The organism is Chryseobacterium sp. SIMBA_028 (assembly GCF_046535285.1).
GTDB lineage: Bacteria > Bacteroidota > Bacteroidia > Flavobacteriales > Weeksellaceae > Chryseobacterium.
Map to the genome: position 1 here is coordinate 15,363 of NZ_JAWRWZ010000010.1, position 23,043 is coordinate 38,405.

A 23,043-nucleotide genomic window follows, 5' to 3' on the forward strand; every position below is an offset into this window, starting at 1 on the left:
TTCATCCCAAAATTAGTATTGATCTATCAAAAAAGTGGACTTAAATAAATTAAGAATGACGAGCAAGCGTTCCTACTCTGATTTATTTTATTTTACAGCTTGCAAAGAATCGTAAAGACAATAGAGAAATTTATCAAAAAACTACTTCCTACTTTCCAATTGACCTATCATATTCTTCAGCATGGCAGGCACAATGAGCTTATGAAAAGGACGAACAGGCAGAAAATATAACATTCCCAGCCAGTTATGATATTTTACAGTCGTGGAGATGGTAAGAAGATCCACATTTCTCTGGTCCTTATTTTTATCGAACAAAAGGGAAATCCTGAAATCCAGATGTTTATCATCTTCTCCCAAAATAATCTCGTTATTTGTTTTATTAAATATTTTAAAAAGCCCGATACGTTCACCTACCTCATAGGTAAAACTTTCAGAAACTTTCGCAGAGTCAGCTTCCATACCGGTTTTCAATCCGAACAATGAAACAACCTTGTTTCTGAATGCAAACATCTTCTTTCCCCATTTTGGTCCGCTTGTAAAGAAAGCTTTACCCACTTCAGCAATGTCAATGCTATGGCCTGTATCTTCTAATTCTCCCTCAAAGCTATCGATATAATCAAAGTTTCCTTTTCCTTTGGATAACACTGATTTTGCAGGAAGTTCAATCTTTTTAATATTCATGTTCATTGGGTTTTAATTTGGTTATTTGTCTAACAAATGTAGGGATCCCTGCAGGTAATAAAAAGTAAAAACCACGCTTTTCTAAACAATTGTTTAAAAATCATATTTTCTGGATAATGGCTATTGAAAACCTTTACTGATTTTACAGATCAGTAAGACTCCCATCTTTTACACCTGTTTTTTATATTTTAATCTTAAAATATTCAATCTTTTTCTCAAATCTAGCCTCAAGCTTTCTTAAATTCTCCAATAAATTCAAAAATGTTTTAAATATTTCATTAAATTCGGCTTCATAAAATCGTTTTTATGATACAACTTCCTTTGTCTAAACTTTCCAATGTAGGAACTACTATTTTCAGTCAAATGACACAGCTGGCCAATGAAAATGAAGCCATTAATCTATCGCAGGGCTTTCCCGATTTCATGCCGGATCCTGAACTCCTGAATTACGTAGACCATTTTATCAAGAAGGGCTTCAACCAGTACGCCCCGTTGGGAGGAATGATTGCTTTGAAGGAGGAAATTGCAAGAAAGATTGAAAACAGCCATCAAACAACCTATCATCCGGATTCGGAAATAACCATTACCGCAGGAGGAACCCAGGCTATTTTCACCGCCATTGCCGCCTTCATCAAGAAAGAGGATGAAGTGATTATCTTTGAACCGGCCTATGATTGCTATGAACCCACCGTTGAGCTTTTCGGAGGTATTGTCAAACGATTTGAAATGAAAGCTCCGGATTATCAAATTGACTGGACCGCAGTAAAAGGGTTGATTAGTGACAAAACTAAAATGATCATCCTCAATAATCCAAACAATCCATCTGGAAAAATATTAACGGAAAAAGACATCCAAGAGCTGATTCAACTGGTAAAGGGAACTTCCATTCTCATTTTAAGTGATGAAGTCTATGAGAATATTGTTTTTGACGGAAAGCAGCATTTAAGTATCTGTAAATATCCCGAACTTAGAGAAAGAAGTCTACTCGTTGCCTCATTTGGCAAGCTTTTCCATGTCACAGGCTGGAAAGTTGGCTATTGTGCTGCTCCAAAAGCATTAACAGATGAATTTCGAAAGGTACACCAGTTCAATGTTTTCTGTGTGAATACGCCTATTCAGCTTGCGCTAGCGGAATATATGAAGAATGACGAGCATTATACTTATCTTAATCAATTTTTCCAAGAGAAAAGAGATTTTCTAAGAAAAGGACTGAGCGGAACATCCTTTGAACTGCTGGATTGTGAGGGAACTTATTTTCAGGCGTTGAAATACAATAAAATTTCAGATAAAAGTGATTTTGATTTTGCTACTGAATTAACGATCAATCATAAAGTAGCCAGTGTTCCATTCTCTTCTTTTTACAAGAATAAACTTAATGAAAATGTGATCCGACTATGTTTTGCTAAAAAACAGGAAACTTTGGAAAGAGCTATTGAAAATCTATCAAGGATTTAATTAAAAAGATAAACAATAATCGGGTATTATATTTACATTTTATCTTTAATAAGTGATTTACTATTAAAACTTTTCATATATTCGTGACACTAACTTATTAAAAATCAGAATTATGAAAAACAAGATTTCATTAATAGGAAAAAAACTGAATACAAAAGAGTTAAAAACAATTGCCGGAGGAATGCTGAACTGCATGCCTGCCCAGGTAATCTGCCCGCCTCACCTTGAACCTTGTGAGTCTCATGTTGACGCCAACGGCTGTTCTATGATTTCTCCTCATTGCGGACAAAAAATATGCAGACCATAATCATATCCGATTAACTTATTTAAAACTAAAAACCATGAAAAATTTAAACAAAGGAAAAAAATTAACAAAGAGTGAACTGAAAATAATCAGCGGGGGTAATGGCAATGTAAGATGTACAACCTCTTCCGGATACTGTAAGTTTATAGGGCCGGGATGTAAGGAAGATAAATGTCAGCTACCGGAACCTTTGGAGCCTATCGATCCTGATGGTCCTGTTATTTTTCCTGATCCCGTAAGTTTATAATAGACTACAATAAAAAGAACCAACCTGATACGGTTGGTTCTTTTATTTTTTAGGAAAGATAAAATCCATCGCCAGAAAAACCCTATAAAAACATCCCTCCTGAAACTTCTATCCTTTGTCCGTTGATCCAGCCTGCATCTTCAGTACATAAAAATGCCACTACTCCACCAATATCATCAGGAAGACCTACTCTTCCCAAGGCTGTAGCATTGGCTACCACGGTATTGATATCCTTATTATCCCTTACTCTTCCACCTCCGAAGTCAGTTTCAATCGCTCCCGGTGCTACTACATTTGCTTTAATCTTTCTAGGGCCTAGTTCTTTAGCCATATATTTGGTCAGCATTTCTACCCCCGCTTTAATGGAACCGTAAACAGAAGATCCCGGAGTCGCAAACCTTGCCAGTCCTGAGGAAACATTAACGATTCCACCGCCATCATTAATGAAAGGCAATAATTTTTGTGTCAAAAAAAACACTCCTTTGAAGTGAATATCCACCATATCATCAAGCTGTTCCTCGGTAACTTCGGGAATGGGTGAATACAAAGCCGTGCCTGCATTATTGACCAGGTAATCAATATTGGAACTTCCTGTTGTCTCTTGCAAGTGATTCGTAACATTTTTTACAAAGACATTAAAACTTTTATGATCTTTTGTATCCAGTTGAAACGCAACAGCATTTCTCCCCATGCCTTTGATTTCGTTAACAACAGCTTTAGCTTCTTCTTCATTCCCTCTATAGGTAATGATGACGTCTAATCCTTTCTCGGCAATTTTAAGGGCAGAATTTTTACCTAATCCACGATTAGCTCCGGTTATCAATGCAATTTTTGTTCTTGTGTCCATTTTTATTTTGATTATTTTGATGATACAAAGTTGGTGTATTTTCTATAGGACTTGTTTGCTTGAATCAATCTGAAATTTGCAAGATTCAAATCATGAACGAAATTCTAACGGGCTATATGAGGTTTTTCTTTTAAAGAAGTTTGAAAAATGGGCAATTTCTTCAAAACCCAGCGCATAGGATATCTCAGAAACGTTCCATTGGGTTTGTTTTAAAAGTATTTTCGCCTCCTGAATGATACGATCTCCAATAAATTCCGTTGTGGTTTTTCCTGTACTTTCTTTTAATCTTTTATTTAAATAATTAACATGTACAGCCAGTCTTTCTGCGTAGTCCTTGGCAGTTTTCAACTGAAGTCTCTGCTCCAGAGATTCAATGGGAGATTGCCTCTCCAACAATTCAATAAATAAAGAAACCACTCTGAGGGAAGCATCATTTGAAGTAGAAATTTTTGTCGCCGGCTGCAATTTTTGTCCATAATGGATCAATTCCAATACATAGTTTCTGATCAGATCATACTTGAATACATAGTCTGAATCAATTTCCTTTTTTATTTTTTTAAACAGCAAACTTATTTCATCCGCCAGCTCATCATCAATTTCAAATACAGGAATACCTCCAGGCTGGAAGATAGGCAAGTTCTCCAAGCCATTGTAAGACCTGTCCTTAATGAGAAAATCCTCTGTAAACACACAGAAACTTCCGGACTGTTCATTATCTTCAGGTATCCAGTGGTAAGGAACCTTTGGCGTAGCAAATAATAAGGCGTTCTGCTTGATGGATATTACTTTATCTGCATATTCTGCCCGATTGTTCCCTCTGATCAGACCAATCTTATAATATTTTCTTCTGTTATAAGGCATTTCTGAGGTAGTTTTTACCCTTTCAATAGTTTGTGCAATATCAAATACATTGAAGTGTCCGATATCCTTATGAAGACCTTTAGGAAAGATATCTTCAAGATTCTTACCCAACTTGGCAGTCATCTCCCTATAAAAGTCTTCCAATGAAGAATGGGCAATTTTTTCCATGACAGATGATTTGTAAAATTCAAATATACAAAGTTGATCTTTAATGAATGAAAATAAAAACTTCTTGTATTTTTTTCTATAGTAAGTGATGTATTAAAATATTTTCCTACTTTAGTAACCGTTAACACATTAAAAACCAAACCAATGAGAATTCAAATTTCACAGATCGGCAAAAAGCTAAACAAAAAAGAACTGAAAACCATTACCGGTGGATTAACCAGATGTATTGATCTCACCACAGGCCGATGCAGAATGACAGGGAGTAGTTGTGCAGAGCGAGAATGCAGATACGTTCCGGAACTTCCCTTTCCATTTGATTAATAATATCACAAATAGCTTTCTAATATTAGGAAGCTATTATATTAATCATCAAAAAGCATCAACTTACATACCTGTTCACCTATCACTAAAAGGCAAAAAACGCTCCCAAATTCATGGAAGCGCTTTTTTATAAACTAACTTTAATATTTTTTCTTTTATACGTTGAATCTGAAGTGCATGATGTCACCATCCTGAACGATATATTCTTTACCTTCTACAGAAAGTTTTCCAGCTTCTTTGATCTTTACTTCAGAACCATACGTCATATAATCATCATATTTGATAACTTCTGCACGGATGAATCCTTTTTCAAAGTCTGTATGGATTACACCAGCCGCCTGAGGAGCTGTCCAACCTTGTCCGATAGTCCAAGCTCTTACTTCTTTAACACCTGCTGTAAAGTAAGTCTGAAGTTTTAATAAATCGTAAGCTTTTCTGATCAAACGGTTTACTCCAGGCTCTGTAAGACCTAGTTCTTCAAGGAAAATCTCTCTTTCTTCGAAAGTTTCAAGTTCATTGATATCAGCTTCAATCTGAGCCGCTAAAACGACAACTTCAGCGCCTTCATTTTTAGCCATTTCCTCAATTTTCCCAATCCAGTCATTTCCGTTTTTAATAGAGTTTTCATCTACATTACAAACGTAAAGCACTGGTTTATTAGTTAAAAGCTGAACTTCGCCAATGATTGACTTTGCAAAGTCATCTACTGCAAATTCTCTTGCATTCTTCCCGTCTTCAAGGAATTTTTGCAGATTTTGAAGCGTCTCGTAAGTTAAAAGATCTTCTTTCTTACCGGACTTGATGAATTTTTTAGCTTTTTCAACTGCTTTCCCTACTGTTTCAAGGTCTTTCAGTTGTAATTCGATATCAATAATTTCTTTATCTCTTAGTGGATCTACTGAACCTTCAACGTGAATGATATTTCCGTTATCAAAACATCTTAAAACATGGATGATCGCTTCACACTCACGGATATTAGCTAAGAACTGGTTCCCCAATCCTTCTCCTTTGCTGGCTCCTTTTACAAGTCCTGCAATATCAACGATTTCAACTACAGCCGGTAAAACTCTTTCCGGTTTTACTATTTTTTCCAATTCAAATAATCTCTGATCTGGTACGGAAACCGTTCCAAGATTAGGTTCAATAGTACAGAAAGGATAGTTTGCTGATTGAGCTTTTGCGTTACTCAAACAGTTAAAAAGTGTTGATTTACCTACATTCGGCAGGCCTACGATTCCACATTTCATATTGTAAAATTCAAAGTTTAAGGTTTAGGGGCTAAAGTTCAATATTTAGAGTCTAAGGATATTGTTCCTTTTACTTAAAATTATTGAGCCTTTAACTTTCAGCGTGCAAAGATAGTGAAATTAAAGGGAGTTTCATAATAAAAAAATCTGCCCGTATTCTGACAGATTTTCAAATGGTTTTGGTTCTATGTATAAATTTTATGGACGATCTCCTGTAGCTTCCTGAGCCAGAGGAACGTCATTGGGTGCTTCCTGTAAAGTTTTATCCAGCGTAAATAAAGATTCGTCCGTTGCACGATCTCCACCTGCAATTTTTAATTTATCAATTAAGTTATGCGCAAGGGTTTCTTCTTCAATCTGTTCCTGAACGAACCATTGCATAAAATTCCATGTTGCCCAGTCTTTTTCCGCCATGGAAAGGTCTACTATTTTGTAGATTGCTGTTGTATTGTCTACTTCATGTTTAAAAACCCCATCAAAACAAGCGGTAAGTGATTCCGGATCAGCTGGAGGTGCAGGAATGGCATTAACTTTAGGCTTTCCACCTCTATTTAAAACATACTCCATAAACTTGATTGAATGATTTCTTTCTTCCTGAGCGTGTCTGTAAAGAAAATTGGCAATTCCCTGATAGCCTTTATCGTCAGCCCAAATTCCATAAGATAAAAAAACGTGGGATGCATGAATCTCCTTGTTCATTTGATCGCTAAGTGCTTTTTCCATTTTTGCGGAAAGTCTGTTAGTATTCATAATGTTATATTTTGGTGATTATGAGACTATTCATACAAAAATGGTTCCGCTAAGATTTCTGATTTACACAAAATGAAACGAGAATTAAATTTAATTTACTGATTTTAAGAAACTTAATGTAATAATTTATAGTTATTCTAAAATATTACACTTCTATATATTATTCTTTTTTGAGCAATAATAAAATACTATAAATAAATAATTTATATTTTTCAGCCATAAAAAAGGTTCAGCTTTATGCTAAACCTTTTTATTTATTTTAAAACTTTGATGGTGTCCAATTTTAAAACATCATCGCTATTTTAGTTTGATTCTATCTGATCTTTTTTGCCGTGTAATCACTTTCATTTCCTAATCTGTCAATAGCTTTAATGGCTACTCCATTTAATTTTTTACCATCTTTAGATTTGGGAACTTCTTTTGAAAGAGTATCCAGCGTTAAAATCTCTGTCTGCCATACTCCGTTATATTGGGTAAAAAGTACCCATTGGAAAACATCAGCTGCATTTTTTGTACTCCAACTTACCTGGGCAGAGCTTCCATTGTCTGTAATGAACAATGTTGGCGTTTGCAGAGGTACAGCCTTAATCCATGGGGATTTTGGAACTAATGCCTTTTCATTATACGGACCATTTTTCAAAGCAGGAAGCATACCTGGATTTTTTGTAAGCCCAGCAATACTCCAGTGAATTTCCCCGGCATCATTTTTTAGAATTTTTCTGGAAATTTCAATTTGGTTCTTAATTTCTGTAGGACGGTCAGATACTTTAATCTCAACTGTATTTAAGCCTGGCCATAGGTGTCTCTTCATTGTGTTTTCAGACTGCCACCAGCTTAATAATGACTCAAATGCCTGCCCTTTTGAATCAATAGGCCAGTACAATTGTGGAGAGAAATAATCTACCCATCCTTTGTTTAGCCATAATTTGGCATCTGCATATAGCTCATCATACTGTGAAGATCCTACAACCCCTGCAGGATAACCCGGCTTCCAGATTCCAAACGGACTAATTCCGAATCTTACATTATTTTTCTCCGCATGAATCTCTTTATAAATACGTTCTACAAATTTATTAACATTGTCTCTTCTCCAGTCTGCTCTTGATAAGCTCCCGCCATTGCTCACATACGTATTCCAACTTGCATGGTCAGGAAAATCGGCACCTCTGTTATAGGTTGCATATGGATAGAAATAATCATCAAAATGAATAGCGTCAATGTCATATCTTTTTACAATATCCTTTACAACATTGGAAACATGTCCTTGTGTTCTTGGATTTGCCGGATCAAACCAATACATTCCATTCTTTAATCTTACTACAATATCAGAAAGCGTATTGGCCATTGACAGTTTCGTCACTGAGCCTCCGTTGGTATGGTGAGCACGATAAGGGTTTAACCAAACATGCAGCTCCAAGCCTCTTTTATGTGCTTCTTCAATCCAAAACTGAAGTGGATCATAATTGGGGTAAGGTGGTTTTCCTGTTTCTCCTGTTAAAAAGTACGACCAAGGTTCAATATTACTTGTATATAAAGCATCTGCTGAGGGTCTGATCTGAAAGATAGCTGCATTGAAGTTATTGTTCTTCAACATATCCAGCATATTGATGGCTTCTGTTTTCTGCTGCTCTACGGTAAGATCATTTCTTGAAGGCCAATTAATATTGGCTACACTGGCAATCCATGCTCCACGGAATTCTCTTTTAATTTCCGGAAGATTGGTTCTAAAGTTTTCATCAGTGGGAGACACTGCAGTTACAGGTCTGTTCGGAGTAACCGGCTCTTTAGTTTTGGGTATATTGCTGTTTGGCTTTGCCGTATTTTTTGCCGGTATTGTTTTTACGGTATTGCTCTGTACGGAGCAACTGGTATATGATGCAAAAACTCCGGCCAAAACAGTAAGCTTAATAATATTCATTCTCATCGTGTACAAACTACTTTTAATTTATTTTTTTGGAGATTAAAATGCAAAACTAATGATATAAAGATAATTTATCCGAATTTGAAAAGTTATTTTTTTACTAAAAAAACAGTACAAATAAAAATATCTGTACTGTTAAAGACAGCTCTGTATTTTTTAAACCGTATCTGAATCTATCGTACGATGATGGGGATCATCTCCATTATCCTTATGATCATCTGTAAGATCCGTCTGGTAGGTTTCAGGAATAAACAGAATATTGACAATAAGTGCCAAACCTACAAGAAATATCGGATAAACCAACCCGATAAAAGGAGCCAGTACAGCACTTACTATGAAAGAGGTCTTAATAAATTCTGTTATGAATGTTGTGGCACCACCTATGAAACCATTTCCCATATTTTGAGCAAAGCCCATACTTGTGTATCTTATTTTTGTTGGAAAAATTTCAAGCATAAATGCTCCCAGCGGGCCATACGTAGCAGCGCCTGCTAACGAAAGCAGAAAACTTACCCCCATCATCTGTAAAACCGCAATATTACTTATCTTGTGTACTGTTGTAAGTCTATCCGGATTTCCTATTTCCATAAAAAGATAGAAAGAAAGTGGAATTAAGATGAGACTTGAAATTAGCCCGCCAATCAAAACTTTTTTCCGCCCAATTCTATCACTTAACGCCCCAAAATACTGATAAAAATAGGCACTAAAAAGAGTTACTACTCCCGTAATCATCAAAACAGTAGTTTCTTCCAACTTTACTGCACGCTGCATAAAAAACAACGTCACAAAAAGACTGGTCTGCATTACTGAACTTTGTGCAGCATTACCTCCAAAAATAGCTTTTAGCATTGTTTTCACATTCCCTTTTGTAGTAAAAGCCTCTTTTACAGGCGATTTGCTGGTTTTTCCAGCTTTTTTCAATTCTTCAAACACCGGACTTTCGTGAAGCTTTTTCCGTATGATATAACTTAAGATCACCAAAACAGAACTTAACAGGAATGGTATTCTCCAGCCATAGCGGGTAAAATCTTCTTCACTCATACTATTTCTTGTAAGGAAAATAACACTTAGGCAAATTAAAAGACCCATTGGAACAGTAGCCTGAATAAATCCTGTATAAAATCCCCTTTTATTTGTTGGCGCATGTTCAGCTACATAGATGACGGCCCCAGCATATTCACCACTGATTGCCAGCCCCTGCATCAACCTGCAAATCAACAAAAGAATTGGAGCAGCCCAACCAATACTTGAAAAGCCAGGAATACACCCAATCAAAAATGTGGAAGCTCCCATTAAAATTAATGAAATAAGAAAAGAATACTTCCTTCCTATTCTATCTCCAATATTCCCGAATATAAGGGAACCAATGGGTCTGAACATAAAAGATGATGCGACCACTGCAAGGGTTTCTAAAAAGTGTGATCCCTCTGTAGGAAATAAATTTACAGCGAGAGAGCTGGCAAGAATTATCGCAAGAAACATATCATACCATTCAATCAGAGTTCCAGCAGATGAAGCAATAATTACAGTCAGGATATTATTTTTTTGTTTTGCCTGTTTTGTATCCATATTATTTTTTACTTAAGTTTTTTTATTTATTTTAATTTCTAGAACATAAAAAAAGTCGCCAGATGAAATCGGTTATTTTTTGCAGTAAACTCGTTTCCGATTCCTCTACCGGTATTCTGTGCATCGCCCCAAACCGCCACAGTATTTTCCACTTCAAATCTTAACTTGATGGTATTACTGAGAGACCAATCTACACGTGGAACTATACGCCAGAGGTGATCTACACTTCTTCCGCCCTGAGTTGCAGAAACAGCTCCCCAGGATGAAGTTACTCCGTAGCTAGTGGCGGTTCTTCCCTCTATAGGATCATTTGTCCCTTGATTTTTCACTATTCCTGCAAAAAATCCAAATGTAATTTTCTTATCTGTTAGCTGTTGAAAATCAATCCATGCGCTTTGGGTATTCATTGTACGAAAAAGGTCTGCCTCGCCAGGTGTAGAATATCCAACAAAACCACCGAGCATAACAAATGAAGCTGCATTCTGAGCCATCATTGCAGAAGCACTAATCATTAAAGGTTTAGTAATTATTCTGGCATAGACTGATGTAGTGAAGCTCTTTAACCTATTGTTATTTACTAAAGGTGGTGTTCCTGAGGATAATTGAGGTCGAAGAACTTCATATTGTCCAGCGATACCTGCAACAAATTTTGGTGATTTATACTGAAACTGAAGATGAGAGGATGGTATACCGCTGTCTCTGTAAGGGGACGTGTTGGGTGTAAAATCCCTTTGTGAATTAATGGCAGCAATTACTTTAAAGCGATCAGTGATTTTTTGAGTGAGCCTTATCTGAGGATTTCTGTTCAGTGCAAATATAGGTGACCCCGTACTGTAGTTGACTACGTTGGGTAAGCAGTCTAAAATCACCAGTGGATGCCAGTACTGCCCTATTCCCAACTGTGTTTTTTCCCAATCAAGGGTTACATAGGCGTGTCGGAGCCGAAGTTCATTGATCCCGGCTTCGGTAGAGCCAAAGAACTCGGCTTCTAATATTCCTGCCGTTTTTGCATGAAGTATATCAGGTCCTTTTACATTGATTCCCGCCCTTGAAACAACTGAAAGCATGTGAAATTTTGAAGCCTTATTGATATCATTTCCATTGACATCAGAGAGCCGGTCTCTGGGATATAAAGGAACTATATTTTCTCCAGCACCTATATTTTGTCGGGTGTCATAAAATATATCATTTCTTATAAATCCATAAAAGTTCACTTTTACCCTGTCTTCTTTTAATTCTTTTGGGAAAGCGGATGGCTTTACAAATGACATTGTATCGGATTTTACCCTGACATCAGCTTGAGCTGCTATCTGAGCTGGGGAAAATATTCCCAAAAGGGAAAATAGAAATAAAAATTTTCGCATTGTATGTTTATTTAAGTTCGTATCACTTTGTAAACAAACATACAATTAATCTTCACACTAACAAACGTTAGTTAGTGCATTTTAATGAAATAAATAAATTATCCTAATTAAAACATACGAAACAAAGTAGATTATTTAAAAAAATAGCCAAAAACAACGAAATAACGTAAACAACAAATCTTATCATCAGAGAAAACAACTTTTGATATAACAAAAAATCCCCGAAAAAATTCGGGGATTTAATTTATATTGAAAAATTGGATTAAGCTTTAGCTGATCTTTCAACTCTTTTTCTTTCTTCTTCAGAAAGGATTTTCTTTCTCATTCTGATGAAGTTTGGAGTTACCTCAATGGCTTCATCACCTTGGATATATTCCATACACTCTTCAAGAGAGAATAAGATTTTCGGAGCAACACCAGTATCTTTATCTTTTCCAGAAGCTCTCATGTTGTTCAACTGTTTTGCTTCTACGATGTTTACGACCAAGTCTCCTGGTTTGTTTTGCTCACCAATGATCATTCCTGCATAGATTTCCTCACCCGGATCAACGAAGAACTTCCCTCTGTCCTGTAGTTTAGCGATAGAATATTCTGTAGCTGGGCCTTGAGTCTTGCTGATTAATACTCCATTATTTCTTCCAGGAATAGCCCCTTTGAAAGGCTTATATTCTGTGAAACGGTGTGCCATAATAGCTTCACCTGCAGTAGCTGTCAACATTTGAGAACGTAATCCGATCAAACCTCTTGAAGGAATTTCGAATTCCATGTGCTGCATTTCACCTTTAGTTTCCATAATGTGAAGATCACCTTTTCTTTGAGTAGCTAAATCGATAACTCTTGAAGCATATTCTTCAGGAACATCTACTACTAAAGATTCATAAGGCTCACATTTTTCACCATCAATTTCTCTTAGGATAACCTGTGGCTGACCAATTGTCATCTCATACCCTTCTCTTCTCATTGTTTCAATCAAAACAGATAAGTGAAGAATACCTCTACCGAAAACTAAGAAAGTATTTGCATCATCAGTTTGTTGAACTCTTAATGCTAAGTTTTTCTCTAATTCTTTTGTTAATCTTTCTTTCAGGTGATTAGATGTTACATATTTACCATCTTTACCAAAGAAAGGTGAATTGTTGATAGAGAACGTCATGTTCAATGTAGGCTCATCAATTGCAGTTCTTTCCAATGGTTCAGGGTTTTCAAGATCTACGAATGAATCTCCGATCTGGAAAGCATCAAAACCTACTACAGCACAGATATCTCCAGCTTGTACTTCAGTTACTTTTTTCTTTCCTAATCCTTCGAAAACGTAAAGTTCTTTTACTTTTCCTTTTACAACTTTACCATCTGCCTGAGCTAAACCAATCCACTGAGATTCTTTAAGCTCTCCTCTTGTTACTTTTCCAATTGCAATTCTGCCTAAGAAAGAAGAGAAATCTAAAGAAGTAATCTGCATCTGAAGGTTTCCTTCAGTTACCTTTGGTTCAGGAACATATTGTAAAATCCCATCTAATAATGGTAAAATATCTTCAGTTTGTTCTAATGAAGTGTTGAACCAACCTTGCTTAGAAGAACCATAGAAAGTTGGGAAATCCAACTGCTCTTCAGTCGCTTCAAGGTTGAAGAATAAATCAAATACCTGATCGTGAACTTCGTCCGGACGACAGTTTGGTTTATCTACTTTATTGATAACAACTAGAGGTCTTAGACCTAATTCCAAAGCTTTCTGAAGTACGAATCTTGTTTGTGGCATTGGTCCTTCGAACGCATCCACCAACAAGATAACTCCGTCAGCCATTTTTAATACTCTTTCTACTTCCCCACCGAAATCCGCGTGACCAGGAGTATCAATTACGTTAATTTTTGTGTCTTTATAAGTAACAGAAATATTCTTGGATAAGATGGTGATCCCTCTTTCTCTTTCAAGATCATTGTTATCCATAATTAATTCTCCACTCTCCTGATTTTCTCTGAAAATATTGGTAGCGTGAATGATTTTGTCAACCAAAGTCGTCTTCCCGTGGTCAACGTGTGCGATAATCGCAATATTTCTAATGTTTTGCATATAGGATTTTTACGGGTGCAAAAATAGTGATTTAAAATGAATTAATTAAAATGTTTATGCAATATTTAACAATTTCATAATGAGAAATTTAGATATTTCCCTCTTAAAATACCAAAAAAAATATGATACGTGAAGTTCTACTACTGGTTTATTTTAACTTTATTTCAATAAAATTTTTCGCAAAAATAAATTGTGTTAATTAACACTCTCAAAAAGCAACAAATAACCTCATTAAGCATTTCCTTATCAATGTCTTATCAACCGATACAATAAAACAAGATCTATTAAAACCACCAAAATAAATTTTACCAGAAATGATTTTTTAGAAACCTTATGATTAAAGATCATCATTCCGAAAGCAGCACCTACAGCTCCAATTAATGAAAGCGCTAAAAGAGCGTTCTCAGAAATCCTCCATTGATGTCTTTTGGCCTGTAGTTTATCAAATCCAAAAACTCCGAATGTAATAAGGTTAGCGATCAGCAGAAAAGGAATCATTTTACATTTAATTTGCTGCAAAAGTAAAGTTTAATTTGATGATAGAAAAAGTTTAGAATTTAAAGTATTGTTCGTTACAAATAATTTGTGATATTTATCAAAATAAGATTTTTTAAATTTGCCTCCCATAAAAACGAATCAATGACAGTATATGATTTGGCAGGAACTTATTCTATCAAAGGAAGCAATCAGGAAGAATCTGATCAGGTATCTTATCAAGGTACATTAGTTTTATCAGTTGATGAAAATGCTCGTATTATTGCTCTATGGAGGATTGGGGATCATATTCAGAACGGAACAGGATTTTATAAAGACCGCATCTTAGTGCTTAATTTTAATTATAAAGATGATGACCATAAAATCTATAAAGGTGTTGCGGTATACCGTTGTCTAAGCGAAAATATATTGGACGGATTCTGGTCTGAAAAACATGGTAATCCTTTATATCTGGGAAGTGAATATTGTGTGCGTATTCAGAATTCATGGGAGCTGAATTGATTGCTTTTGTAGAATTTTAAAATAAATAATCTAAACAAATACACAACAAAAACACCCTAAACTCACTTTAGTTAGTATATTGTTTCATTTGTGAATGGTAAGATTTTCAAATAAAAAAGAGCTGCCTTATTCAGACAGCTCCATAATTATAATATATCCGGCTAATTATTTTTTAGCTTTTACATCGATTGCGATCTCAATATCTTTGCTGATCATCCATTCTGCAGGATCTGCTTCAGAAGTACCAAACTTAATTCCCCAATCTGTTCTGTTTACAGTAAATTTAGCCTGAACAGCAGCCGTGTTATCTACTACGTCTACTTTAGCAGGGAAAGTAACATTCATTGTTTTTCCCATTAATGTAAGGTTTCCGCTTACTGTTTTGTTAGCACCTGCAACAGCATCCTTTGGAGCCTCCTTAAGATCTGCTACACTTGTGATTTTAAAGTCTGCAGCAGGGTTTTTCGCTACATCAAAGAAATCAGGATTTTTAAGGTGAGCTTCAAGATCTGCCGGTTTTTTATCTTTTTCAGTTACTGAAGCCGGGTCAACTTTAATGGAAGTCATATCAATATTGAAGTTCCCAGCTACAACCTGTCCGCCTTCAATGCTTAGATCTCCTGACTTTACGTTAAGAGTTCCCCAACGAGGCGCAAAACCTCCTTTATGGAAAGCTTTCCAGTTAACGATAGAAGTTGCTGCATCTACAGCCAACACTTCTCCTTTGCTTTCTGCAACGGCTTGCTCAGTAGCTACAGCTGTATCTGTTTTTTCTTTATTATTACAAGATGCTGCTAGCAATCCTACTCCTACTAATGCAATTACACTAAGTTTTTTCATATTATTGAATTGTTTAAAAAAGTTTAATCGAAATTTTTCTTGTTGTTTTTCGGTTACAAAAATAGAAAAACCATATTTCTATCATCTTAACATATATCAAGAAATGGCTTTTTTTAGATTTTATTATTCATTTGAGAAAAATAAACAGCAAAATAGTGAATTTATAGCTTATTACAATGATAATAGAAAATTTTGAATAAAGAAAGATTTGTGAAAACATTTCCTAAATTATTATCTTCGTGATTAGTCACAGCGAGGGGCTTACGTATCTTATTGAACACTATGTTGTGAATTGCTTTCAAAAATTATTATCTTCGTGATTAGTCACAACACTCCAGCCCTCGCGAATCCGGGAGTAAAAGTTGTGAATTGCTTTCAAAAATTATTATCTTCGTGATTAGTCACAACTGGTTGCAATTATCTACTATTGGGACGAATGTTGTGAATTGCTTTCAAAAATTATTATCTTCGTGATTAGTCACAACAATCTAAAATTTTTAGAGGTGGAGAGGAGAGTTGTGAATTGCTTTCAAAAATTATTATCTTCGTGATTAGTCACAACCTCATTTGATTCATGGGTCTGTAAAGACATGTTGTGAATTGCTTTCAAAAATTATTATCTTCGTGATTAGTCACAACTAGGGTTATGAAAGAACTATATCCTTTAGCGTTGTGAATTGCTTTCAAAAATTATTATCTTCGTGATTAGTCACAACAGAATCATCCATAACACTTTCACCACCAATGTTGTGAATTGCTTTCAAAAATTATTATCTTCGTGATTAGTCACAACTAAAGAATCAAATTATCAACCACTTCCGGAGTTGTGAATTGCTTTCAAAAATTATTATCTTCGTGATTAGTCACAACTCGAAATTAAATGTCAAACACGGCACAACAGTTGTGAATTGCTTTCAAAAATTATTATCTTCGTGATTAGTCACAACAAAAGAGGTTTTAACAAACGAGGTTAAAGAGTTGTGAATTGCTTTCAAAAATTATTATCTTCGTGATTAGTCACAACCATTATCATCAATTCCCCATGTAAGGAATAGTTGTGAATTGCTTTCAAAAATTATTATCTTCGTGATTAGTCACAACCTTGATTTAGTTTAAAAGTAAAGTTATTAGGTTGTGAATTGCTTTCAAAAATTATTATCTTCGTGATTAGTCACAACAAGGATGGATTTGAACCACCGCCCTTTCCCGTTGTGAATTGCTTTCAAAAATTATTATCTTCGTGATTAGTCACAACAGGGGTTTATGAATGTTGATACAGGAAAAGGTTGTGAATTGCTTTCAAAAATTATTATCTTCGTGATTAGTCACAACTAACGACTTTGATGGCAAAGAAGTACACATGTTGTGAATTGCTTTCAAAAATTATTATCTTCGTGATTAGTCACAACCTCAAAAAACAATCTACTGAAAATCAGTAGATTGTTTTTGTTTTTAGGATTCAAAATTTAGAATAATTCAAGCTGTTGAAAGGTTGGAGGTGGCTCTTCTTTATTTCTGGCAAAGAATATTTCAATATCTCCGAACTGCTTGTCAGTGATGCACATAATAGCAACCTTACCTGCTTTTGGAAGCATCAACTTCACTCTTTTAATATGAACTTCAGCATTTTCACGACTTGGACAGTGCCTCACATACATTGAAAACTGAAATAAGGTAAAGCCATCATCAAGCAAGGATTTACGAAAGCGGTTGGCGTCTTTCATATTGGCTTTAGTTTCTGTCGGTAAATCATATAATACTAAAACCCACATAATTCGGTATGCATTAAACCTTTCGGCATTCATATCAGTTCAGGATAAGAGATCAGGCGTTTTTCCCCCGTATAACATTTATACAGTGATGTAACAGTTGTTTTTACCGCAACCAATAAGGGTCTGGTTTTATCATCTATTTTTACATCTTTGGTTGCAATCTGTAAAATGAAAGCTTTAAATTCTTTAGTTAATTCTTCAGTTTCAGGATTGATGGTCAGCCATTGCATGACTAATAAATCAACAAAAGGACGATAAGGCTCCATCAGGTCATCGGCCAGACAGTAAGGATTATATTTATTTTTATGGAAAATTCCGAGAACGGGAAGCAATCCAGTCTCTACAATTGATCTTCCAACAATGCTTCTTAGAACTGAATATCCGAAATTAAAAAACTGATTGGGTGAATCTCCAAAACGTTGTCTCAAAAAATCCAGACTAATGAGGTACTTCCAGTAATGTTGTGCAGCAATACCTCCCATATTGGTAATATCACCGCTTTTCACATTATTCTGGTAATCAATCATCGGTTCATAATAATTACCTAACCGTTTTAAAACTTCTTTTTGGTTTTCAATTTTACATTCGACAGTTTGTTTCCAAAGTTGCTTTTTGAGGGGTTCACTGGCTTCTAACTGATCTTTGATCCGGTCAGAATGTTCAGTGTGGCCATACAACGGAAGCATAATTCCGTGCGGCAAATGATGCCCATCGCAACTGACCACTACCACATTGTTTCCCATCATTTTCTGAATTAACTGATGAGAAATAATAATCTGGAAATGATCCAACATCAGCAATCCCAAATCTTCCACCGGAACTTTACCCTTCATTTCTTTAGTGGAGGGTTCTAAAATATACATTTGCTCATCTTTGAGTTTAAGATAAGCGGGGTTGCCAATATAGATAGAGCGGGTAATCATTTTTATACTAATTTATTATTCTCCAATTTTTACAATGTCTCCAAGATGATTAACTCTGATTTTTATTAATCTTTCTAAATAAGAATTTGATTGAATATTAATCCAAGTCATCTCTTTAATATTTCTATTAATGGATGTTTCTAAATGATGTCTAAAATGAATATCAAAAGTTCCATTACTTTTTTTACTCATTTTCTGAACTCTAAACAATTTATTAGAAATCAACTTTTTGTTTTTCACATCAAAAAAGTCGATTTCATTTTCTTCCTGAGGATTATCAGAATGTTTCAAATCAAATACAAATAAATCATTGATTTGTATAGAAAATTGAAAAATCCCAAGTTCATAATTATCATTTCTATAGATAATCGGATAAGGATTATTGTGTTCCGCAATGTTTAACAATCCAATTTCTACTGCTTCCCAAAAAGAAACTACTCTATCATTGTATTTCCCGTTTTCATCTTTATATATTAAAGCATGATGATTTCCGCCTGTTTTTGCATAACCATTTCTTACCCTCTCGACCTTGCTTTCATCATAAATTGTTACATTTTTAACAGTCATCCCATTTTTGGTAATGATAGGATTTTCAAATAAATTTTTGAATGCTTCCTTATAATCTCCGTTAAATTCTTTTAATCGTTTTTCTAATAAAATTCCTATTCCCCTATCTGATTTTAAAACATTTTCTATAAACTTATCTTTAGCAGATTTTGTTTTTTGATTATCTGTTAAAAAACTTTCAATATCTACTCTTTTCGTATTTGCCCATTCATAGACATCAACTTCTTTTACTTCATTGCCTTTGTAAGAAATCGGTTCGCTTTTCAGAGTTTTTACCGCAAAAGCAATTTTCAGATGATTATCAAATTTAGCAATATGCTGATAAAGCGTTTCTTTGATTTTAGGATTTACAATCATTTCGATTTCTTCCATTGAAACCTTATCACTGAGTTTCATTTTCTTTTCGGAAATACGCTTTACGCGTCCCATTACAGTATCTTCGTGCAATCTTGCACGAGGAACCCAGGTTATTTTCGGTTCTACATTTTTAGGTGCATTGATATTTTTTGAAAGAACCTTGCTATTCTCTTTTTTAAAAGAAATAAAAATCTCTTCAAGATGCTTTTTGGCTTCTTTGCGAATGTTTTCTATAGAGCATTCTATCACATTTCCTCTCTGTGCCGAAAATTCTTTCAGAGAAAACTTTCCCTCCAAAAATTCTTCAATCTCCTCTATTTCTTTTTGGCTCAATGCATTTCTTTCATATTGATAAATTTTGTTGAGATTATTGAGTTTGAAAATTATTTTTTGATCGGTTAAAGCACAAATCAAAGCATCAACAGCGTGATGTCTATGGTCATCTCTTTTGCTCCAATCCGTAATGGTTTCAAACGTTTTTGTTTGCCCGTTATTTGTCTTGATTGTTTTTTTCTCAACCTGACCAATTGCCTTATATTTATCAAAAGTTAATTCTTCCAACAGATTTTTCAACTCCCATTCTTCACGTAAAAAATCAGTTACTTGCCCTGTTGTAGTATAAACATTCGGACAAACAGTTTTCAACATTTTTACCGCTTCTTTGGCTATGTATTGGGAATCCTTTTTCATTCTTTCCACAAAATCTGAAGGAATATCTTCTCCTTTACAGAGTAAATTATCAAATTTAGATTTTGAAATACTTCCTTTTCCGTCATTATACAAAGCATTTACTTTTTCTACATATTGGCTTAATGCTTCTTCTCCTATAGATTCCATAAAATCATAAGCCGTTTTCTGCCCTTTATTGGAATTACATTTTCTGTGAGCAATAATATAATTATTCATCGCATTACTGAACGAACGGGATTTTGGTAAAATATGCTCTAGGTCAGCATTCCCTGTGAGCATATCTGTCCCATTAATAGGATTATTACAGTACAAACATTCGTGAATAGTTTCTTCCCAAAGGATATAGCGCTTTACATCTCGTCCATTCACTAACTTGAATTCATACTCTTCTATGAGCTTTTTCCTTATAGCATCGTTATTTTTCTTATTTTTTGAATTTGCTTGGAAAATATTTTTTCGGGTTTTTGCACTATTTCTTAATTCTCTTGCTAACTCAACTCTTATTTCATCAATTTTACCATATTTCTCAATCACAAGATTTACGATATTTACAACCTGATTTAAAATCTGTTCCACAACAGGGTTTCTCAGTTCATTCTTTTTGAGTTGCTTTAAGTTTGGTTTAAGTTCTATTTTTGTTTTATATCCACTGTGGTCATAACCAACCTCATCGCAAGCCTCACTATAACCTAATCCTTTTTCTAAATGTGGAAGTAATTTTCGAATAGCACGAGTTGAAAGACTTCCATAATCAGAAGGATACCCAACTTTTTTAGCGATAATTTCCGATTGGTTTTCAGAAAATTCAAAACGACTTTTTAACGCATTTACAACTTCTTTTTCTGTTGATAATGAATAAGTAATATGCCACAGTTCAAACAAACCGCCTTTTTCATCGTTAACATCCAAATTAAAGAATAAGTATTGTTTAGTATTTTCTATTCCTGCTTCTTCCAAGGCTTTTTTTAATATCACATAAGTTCTGCTTCCATCTAATTCAGTAAAATTCAGATATATTTTTTCATTTCTTCCGTAACCTAAAAGTTTTTTGATTTCAGTTATTGACAATTTATATTTTGCATTCAGATTTTCCCCATTCCACAAAGCATCTTTCAACTTTTGTTTTTGCTCCGGCGTGGGTTTAAAAGTTTCTCCACTTGGAGTTTTCCACGACAAATCATTTACTTTTGACCAAATCCTAAATAATTCAAAATAAGGAGAACTTTTTACTGTTGCTTTATGATATTTTTCAAAAGAACATTCTGAAATTAAATTTTTCTGACTTTTTAAAGGGCGCTGATAGTAAATAATTCTGTTGTGGATTATATCATACAACATTCCTTTATTATCATCTTCATTTATACCTCCTGTTAAGACAGAATAATACTTTTTTTGCTCATCCCAAATTCTGTTAAACTCTTCTATATATGAACTCCTTTGGTAAGTACGTTCTCGCAACAACACTTCAAAAGTATTCTTGTTGTACTGCAATTCTGAATATAACTTTTGCCCAATAGTTCTACCCGCTAATTTTTTTTCAAGTGTAGCAATCCGTTCTTTATATTCGGTTGAATTCTCTTCTTCTGAAATAGATTTTCGATTACTTAAAAAACCTCTCCGTTGATTTAGTAATATAAAAACTCTACCTAATTCTTCCAAAGAAATCTGTTCCGAAACAGCCTTTGCTCTCAATCCATAAAGTTCATTTGCAGAAATATTGAATAAATTATCTGTTGGAAACATATTATTTTCTCTCAAAGTCTGATAAAGCTTATCTCGTCTTGCTTTAAATCTTTGATTATCTCTTCTGATTCCTCTTTTAATAGTTCTATCAAAGTTTTTGCTCGCTGTATTTCCGGAATAGAATTTACCATGAAAATCAGGATCTTCAGGAACAATTCTTACAGATAATTTTTCGACTGATAATGTCCCGTTTTCTTCTTTTATAACAGCAGCACCAACAGATGAAATCCCTACATCTAGTCCAAGTATATTTTTAATCATCATTCTAATTTTTGATACTACATAAAAATAGAAATAAAAAAAATATTTAAAATGAGGATTCCCGTAATTATAGTAAAGATTTTTTCTTCTATATTTGCCTTAATAATTTTGAAAGCAATTCACAATAAGGATTATTCCGTTGTGAAAACATTTAAGTCCCCTCGTCTTCAAATACGGGGGATTTTTATTTTTATCCATACAGCTTCAGTTGTCACAGCCCTCAAAATTCACTATCTTAGTAAACAGTTACAACACAGATTATTTTTAACAGTTCAGGATTTAGATCTTAAGAACACTCCTGTTTTTCGCGCCAAATTGAGACTTTAAAATCTATACCTTTTGTGCTCAAACAAAATAGTAGTAAAGCCTCCTCTGTTACAATAATCAATCACTAGAATTCAATTATTAATTTAAGAAAAATGAATCAGCAATTATTCGAAAAAGTAGATCAGTACATCAGCAATCTGATAGCCCCTGAAGATACCGTTCTTCAGAAAACGATTCAATCATTGGATGAGGCTTCAATGCCACAAATCAGTGTAACTCCAACTCAGGGTAAGTTCCTCCAGGTGATGCTTCTTACCTGTAAAGCTAAACGTGTATTAGAATTGGGAACTTTGGGAGCTTACAGTACTATCTGGATGACCAGAGCACTTCCTGCAGACGGTAAAGTGATTACCGTAGAATTTGATCCTCATCATGCTAATATTGCCAGTCAGAATATTGAAAAAGCAGGACTTTCCGATCAAATTGATTTACGAATCGGTAAAGCAATGGATGTCTTAAAAGAACTCATTGCTCAGCGTGAAGAAGCTTTCGATTTTATTTTTATCGATGCTGACAAGCCTCCCTATACGGAATATTTTGAATTGGCATTACAGCTTTCACATCCGGGAACGGTCATTATTTGTGACAATGTCATTCGCGAGGGCAAAGTTTTGGATGAGAATACTCATGATGAAAAAGTGAAAGGTGTACAGCGTTTTAATAAAATGCTGGCTAATAATCCAAAAGTTACAGCTACTATTATGCAAACGGTAGGCGCAAAAGAATATGATGGAATGGCAATAGCAATTGTCAACTAAAATAGA

The 23,043-nt window shown here is 34.7% G+C and carries 20 protein-coding genes and 1 CRISPR repeat array; of the genes, 6 read left to right on the forward strand and 14 right to left on the reverse strand.

The genetic code is table 11. The features are described 5' to 3' along the window. Positions 1-141: 141 nt before the first annotated feature. Entirely contained in the window at positions 142-681 is a 540-nt protein-coding gene (locus SCA31_RS14150; protein WP_410697615.1) for a DUF2867 domain-containing protein, read from the reverse strand. Positions 682-987: 306 nt separating this feature from the next. Here SCA31_RS14150 and SCA31_RS14155 point away from each other — a divergent pair, with 306 nt between their 5' ends. The 3 genes from SCA31_RS14155 to SCA31_RS14165 all read left to right on the forward strand — a co-directional run bounded on the left by SCA31_RS14155 (position 988) and on the right by SCA31_RS14165 (position 2,687). Further along, a complete protein-coding gene (locus SCA31_RS14155; protein ID WP_410697616.1) occupies positions 988-2,136 on the forward strand; it encodes a methionine aminotransferase in 1,149 nt (382 codons plus the stop codon). A 112-nt stretch (positions 2,137-2,248) separates the two neighbouring features. Next, on the forward strand, positions 2,249-2,443 hold the full coding sequence (locus SCA31_RS14160; RefSeq protein WP_410697617.1) for a hypothetical protein: 195 nt from the start codon (positions 2,249-2,251) through the stop codon (positions 2,441-2,443). A gap of 34 nt (positions 2,444-2,477) precedes the next feature. Then, complete coding sequence (locus SCA31_RS14165; RefSeq protein ID WP_410697618.1) at positions 2,478-2,687, forward strand: hypothetical protein; 210 nt, start codon at positions 2,478-2,480, stop codon at positions 2,685-2,687. 82 nt (positions 2,688-2,769) lie between these two features. On the opposite strand, the gene SCA31_RS14170 is transcribed toward SCA31_RS14165, so the two are convergent. Both SCA31_RS14170 and SCA31_RS14175 read right to left on the reverse strand, forming a co-directional pair. Next, positions 2,770-3,534: an SDR family NAD(P)-dependent oxidoreductase gene (locus SCA31_RS14170; protein ID WP_410697619.1), complete on the reverse strand. Its 765-nt coding sequence runs from the start codon at positions 3,532-3,534 to the stop codon at positions 2,770-2,772. A 90-nt stretch (positions 3,535-3,624) separates the two neighbouring features. Beyond that, the gene (locus SCA31_RS14175; protein WP_410697620.1) at positions 3,625-4,563 is read right to left on the reverse strand and encodes a helix-turn-helix domain-containing protein; all 939 of its coding nucleotides are present in this window, start codon (positions 4,561-4,563) and stop codon (positions 3,625-3,627) included. 144 nt (positions 4,564-4,707) lie between these two features. Here SCA31_RS14175 and SCA31_RS14180 point away from each other — a divergent pair, with 144 nt between their 5' ends. After that, positions 4,708-4,884, forward strand: a complete 177-nt coding sequence (locus SCA31_RS14180) for a bacteriocin (protein WP_410697621.1) — start codon at positions 4,708-4,710, stop codon at positions 4,882-4,884. A gap of 155 nt (positions 4,885-5,039) precedes the next feature. Here the strand turns inward: SCA31_RS14180 and ychF are convergent, their stop codons facing one another. The 7 genes from ychF to SCA31_RS14215 all read right to left on the reverse strand — a co-directional run bounded on the left by ychF (position 5,040) and on the right by SCA31_RS14215 (position 14,301). Continuing rightward, positions 5,040-6,131, reverse strand: coding sequence for a redox-regulated ATPase YchF (ychF, locus tag SCA31_RS14185; RefSeq protein WP_410697622.1), 1,092 nt, complete (start codon positions 6,129-6,131; stop codon positions 5,040-5,042). Positions 6,132-6,329: 198 nt separating this feature from the next. Continuing rightward, complete coding sequence (locus SCA31_RS14190) at positions 6,330-6,881, reverse strand: ferritin (protein ID WP_410697623.1); 552 nt, start codon at positions 6,879-6,881, stop codon at positions 6,330-6,332. Between the two features lie 313 nt (positions 6,882-7,194). Beyond that, the gene (locus tag SCA31_RS14195; protein ID WP_410697624.1) at positions 7,195-8,799 is read right to left on the reverse strand and encodes a glycoside hydrolase family 10 protein; all 1,605 of its coding nucleotides are present in this window, start codon (positions 8,797-8,799) and stop codon (positions 7,195-7,197) included. 159 nt (positions 8,800-8,958) lie between these two features. Then, positions 8,959-10,371, reverse strand: coding sequence for an MFS transporter (locus SCA31_RS14200; protein WP_410697625.1), 1,413 nt, complete (start codon positions 10,369-10,371; stop codon positions 8,959-8,961). Positions 10,372-10,409: 38 nt separating this feature from the next. Then, positions 10,410-11,735, reverse strand: coding sequence for a DcaP family trimeric outer membrane transporter (locus SCA31_RS14205; protein WP_410697626.1), 1,326 nt, complete (start codon positions 11,733-11,735; stop codon positions 10,410-10,412). Between the two features lie 262 nt (positions 11,736-11,997). Further along, positions 11,998-13,803 carry a translational GTPase TypA gene (gene typA, locus SCA31_RS14210; protein WP_076351471.1) on the reverse strand — a complete coding sequence of 602 codons (1,806 nt, stop codon included), beginning with the start codon at positions 13,801-13,803 and terminating at the stop codon, positions 11,998-12,000. Between the two features lie 246 nt (positions 13,804-14,049). Next, positions 14,050-14,301, reverse strand: coding sequence for a DUF1294 domain-containing protein (locus SCA31_RS14215; RefSeq protein WP_410697627.1), 252 nt, complete (start codon positions 14,299-14,301; stop codon positions 14,050-14,052). A gap of 141 nt (positions 14,302-14,442) precedes the next feature. Here SCA31_RS14215 and SCA31_RS14220 point away from each other — a divergent pair, with 141 nt between their 5' ends. Next, complete coding sequence (locus tag SCA31_RS14220) at positions 14,443-14,799, forward strand: hypothetical protein (RefSeq protein WP_410697628.1); 357 nt, start codon at positions 14,443-14,445, stop codon at positions 14,797-14,799. A gap of 165 nt (positions 14,800-14,964) precedes the next feature. Here SCA31_RS14220 and SCA31_RS14225 read toward each other — a convergent pair whose 3' ends face one another. The 4 genes from SCA31_RS14225 to cas9 all read right to left on the reverse strand — a co-directional run bounded on the left by SCA31_RS14225 (position 14,965) and on the right by cas9 (position 21,952). After that, entirely contained in the window at positions 14,965-15,639 is a 675-nt protein-coding gene (locus SCA31_RS14225; RefSeq protein ID WP_410697629.1) for a YceI family protein, read from the reverse strand. A gap of 207 nt (positions 15,640-15,846) precedes the next feature. Continuing rightward, positions 15,847-17,048: direct repeats of the CRISPR family, unit length 47 nt; unit sequence GTTGTGAATTGCTTTCAAAAATTATTATCTTCGTGATTAGTCACAAC. A 57-nt stretch (positions 17,049-17,105) separates the two neighbouring features. After that, positions 17,106-17,444, reverse strand: a complete 339-nt coding sequence (gene cas2 / locus SCA31_RS14230; protein WP_045497873.1) for a CRISPR-associated endonuclease Cas2 — start codon at positions 17,442-17,444, stop codon at positions 17,106-17,108. Then, positions 17,441-18,334, reverse strand: a complete 894-nt coding sequence (gene cas1, locus SCA31_RS14235; protein WP_410697630.1) for a type II CRISPR-associated endonuclease Cas1 — start codon at positions 18,332-18,334, stop codon at positions 17,441-17,443. The genes cas2 and cas1 overlap by 4 nt, the downstream gene beginning before the upstream one ends. A gap of 15 nt (positions 18,335-18,349) precedes the next feature. After that, a complete protein-coding gene (cas9, locus tag SCA31_RS14240; RefSeq protein ID WP_410697631.1) occupies positions 18,350-21,952 on the reverse strand; it encodes a type II CRISPR RNA-guided endonuclease Cas9 in 3,603 nt (1,200 codons plus the stop codon). A 419-nt stretch (positions 21,953-22,371) separates the two neighbouring features. Between cas9 and SCA31_RS14245 the strand changes: the two genes are divergently transcribed. Further along, on the forward strand, positions 22,372-23,037 hold the full coding sequence (locus tag SCA31_RS14245; RefSeq protein ID WP_410697632.1) for an O-methyltransferase: 666 nt from the start codon (positions 22,372-22,374) through the stop codon (positions 23,035-23,037). Positions 23,038-23,043 lie beyond the last annotated feature (6 nt).

Excerpts from the sequence above, each read along its gene's own strand:
- SCA31_RS14165 (WP_410697618.1), top strand. The coding sequence starts at position 2,478 with ATGAAAAATTTAAACAAAGGAAAAAAATTAACAAAGAGTGAACTGAAA.
- SCA31_RS14215 (WP_410697627.1), bottom strand. The coding sequence starts at position 14,301 with ATGATTCCTTTTCTGCTGATCGCTAACCTTATTACATTCGGAGTTTTT.
- SCA31_RS14170 (WP_410697619.1), bottom strand. The coding sequence starts at position 3,534 with ATGGACACAAGAACAAAAATTGCATTGATAACCGGAGCTAATCGTGGA.
- SCA31_RS14200 (WP_410697625.1), bottom strand. The coding sequence starts at position 10,371 with ATGGATACAAAACAGGCAAAACAAAAAAATAATATCCTGACTGTAATT.
- cas2 (WP_045497873.1), bottom strand. The coding sequence starts at position 17,444 with ATGAATGCCGAAAGGTTTAATGCATACCGAATTATGTGGGTTTTAGTA.
- SCA31_RS14180 (WP_410697621.1), top strand. The coding sequence starts at position 4,708 with ATGAGAATTCAAATTTCACAGATCGGCAAAAAGCTAAACAAAAAAGAA.
- SCA31_RS14220 (WP_410697628.1), top strand. The coding sequence starts at position 14,443 with ATGACAGTATATGATTTGGCAGGAACTTATTCTATCAAAGGAAGCAAT.
- typA (WP_076351471.1), bottom strand. The coding sequence starts at position 13,803 with ATGCAAAACATTAGAAATATTGCGATTATCGCACACGTTGACCACGGG.
- ychF (WP_410697622.1), bottom strand. The coding sequence starts at position 6,131 with ATGAAATGTGGAATCGTAGGCCTGCCGAATGTAGGTAAATCAACACTT.
- SCA31_RS14195 (WP_410697624.1), bottom strand. The coding sequence starts at position 8,799 with ATGAATATTATTAAGCTTACTGTTTTGGCCGGAGTTTTTGCATCATAT.
- SCA31_RS14150 (WP_410697615.1), bottom strand. The coding sequence starts at position 681 with ATGAATATTAAAAAGATTGAACTTCCTGCAAAATCAGTGTTATCCAAA.
- SCA31_RS14155 (WP_410697616.1), top strand. The coding sequence starts at position 988 with ATGATACAACTTCCTTTGTCTAAACTTTCCAATGTAGGAACTACTATT.
- SCA31_RS14175 (WP_410697620.1), bottom strand. The coding sequence starts at position 4,563 with ATGGAAAAAATTGCCCATTCTTCATTGGAAGACTTTTATAGGGAGATG.
- SCA31_RS14205 (WP_410697626.1), bottom strand. The coding sequence starts at position 11,735 with ATGCGAAAATTTTTATTTCTATTTTCCCTTTTGGGAATATTTTCCCCA.
- SCA31_RS14245 (WP_410697632.1), top strand. The coding sequence starts at position 22,372 with ATGAATCAGCAATTATTCGAAAAAGTAGATCAGTACATCAGCAATCTG.
- SCA31_RS14225 (WP_410697629.1), bottom strand. The coding sequence starts at position 15,639 with ATGAAAAAACTTAGTGTAATTGCATTAGTAGGAGTAGGATTGCTAGCA.
- cas9 (WP_410697631.1), bottom strand. The coding sequence starts at position 21,952 with ATGATTAAAAATATACTTGGACTAGATGTAGGGATTTCATCTGTTGGT.
- SCA31_RS14190 (WP_410697623.1), bottom strand. The coding sequence starts at position 6,881 with ATGAATACTAACAGACTTTCCGCAAAAATGGAAAAAGCACTTAGCGAT.
- cas1 (WP_410697630.1), bottom strand. The coding sequence starts at position 18,334 with ATGATTACCCGCTCTATCTATATTGGCAACCCCGCTTATCTTAAACTC.
- SCA31_RS14160 (WP_410697617.1), top strand. The coding sequence starts at position 2,249 with ATGAAAAACAAGATTTCATTAATAGGAAAAAAACTGAATACAAAAGAG.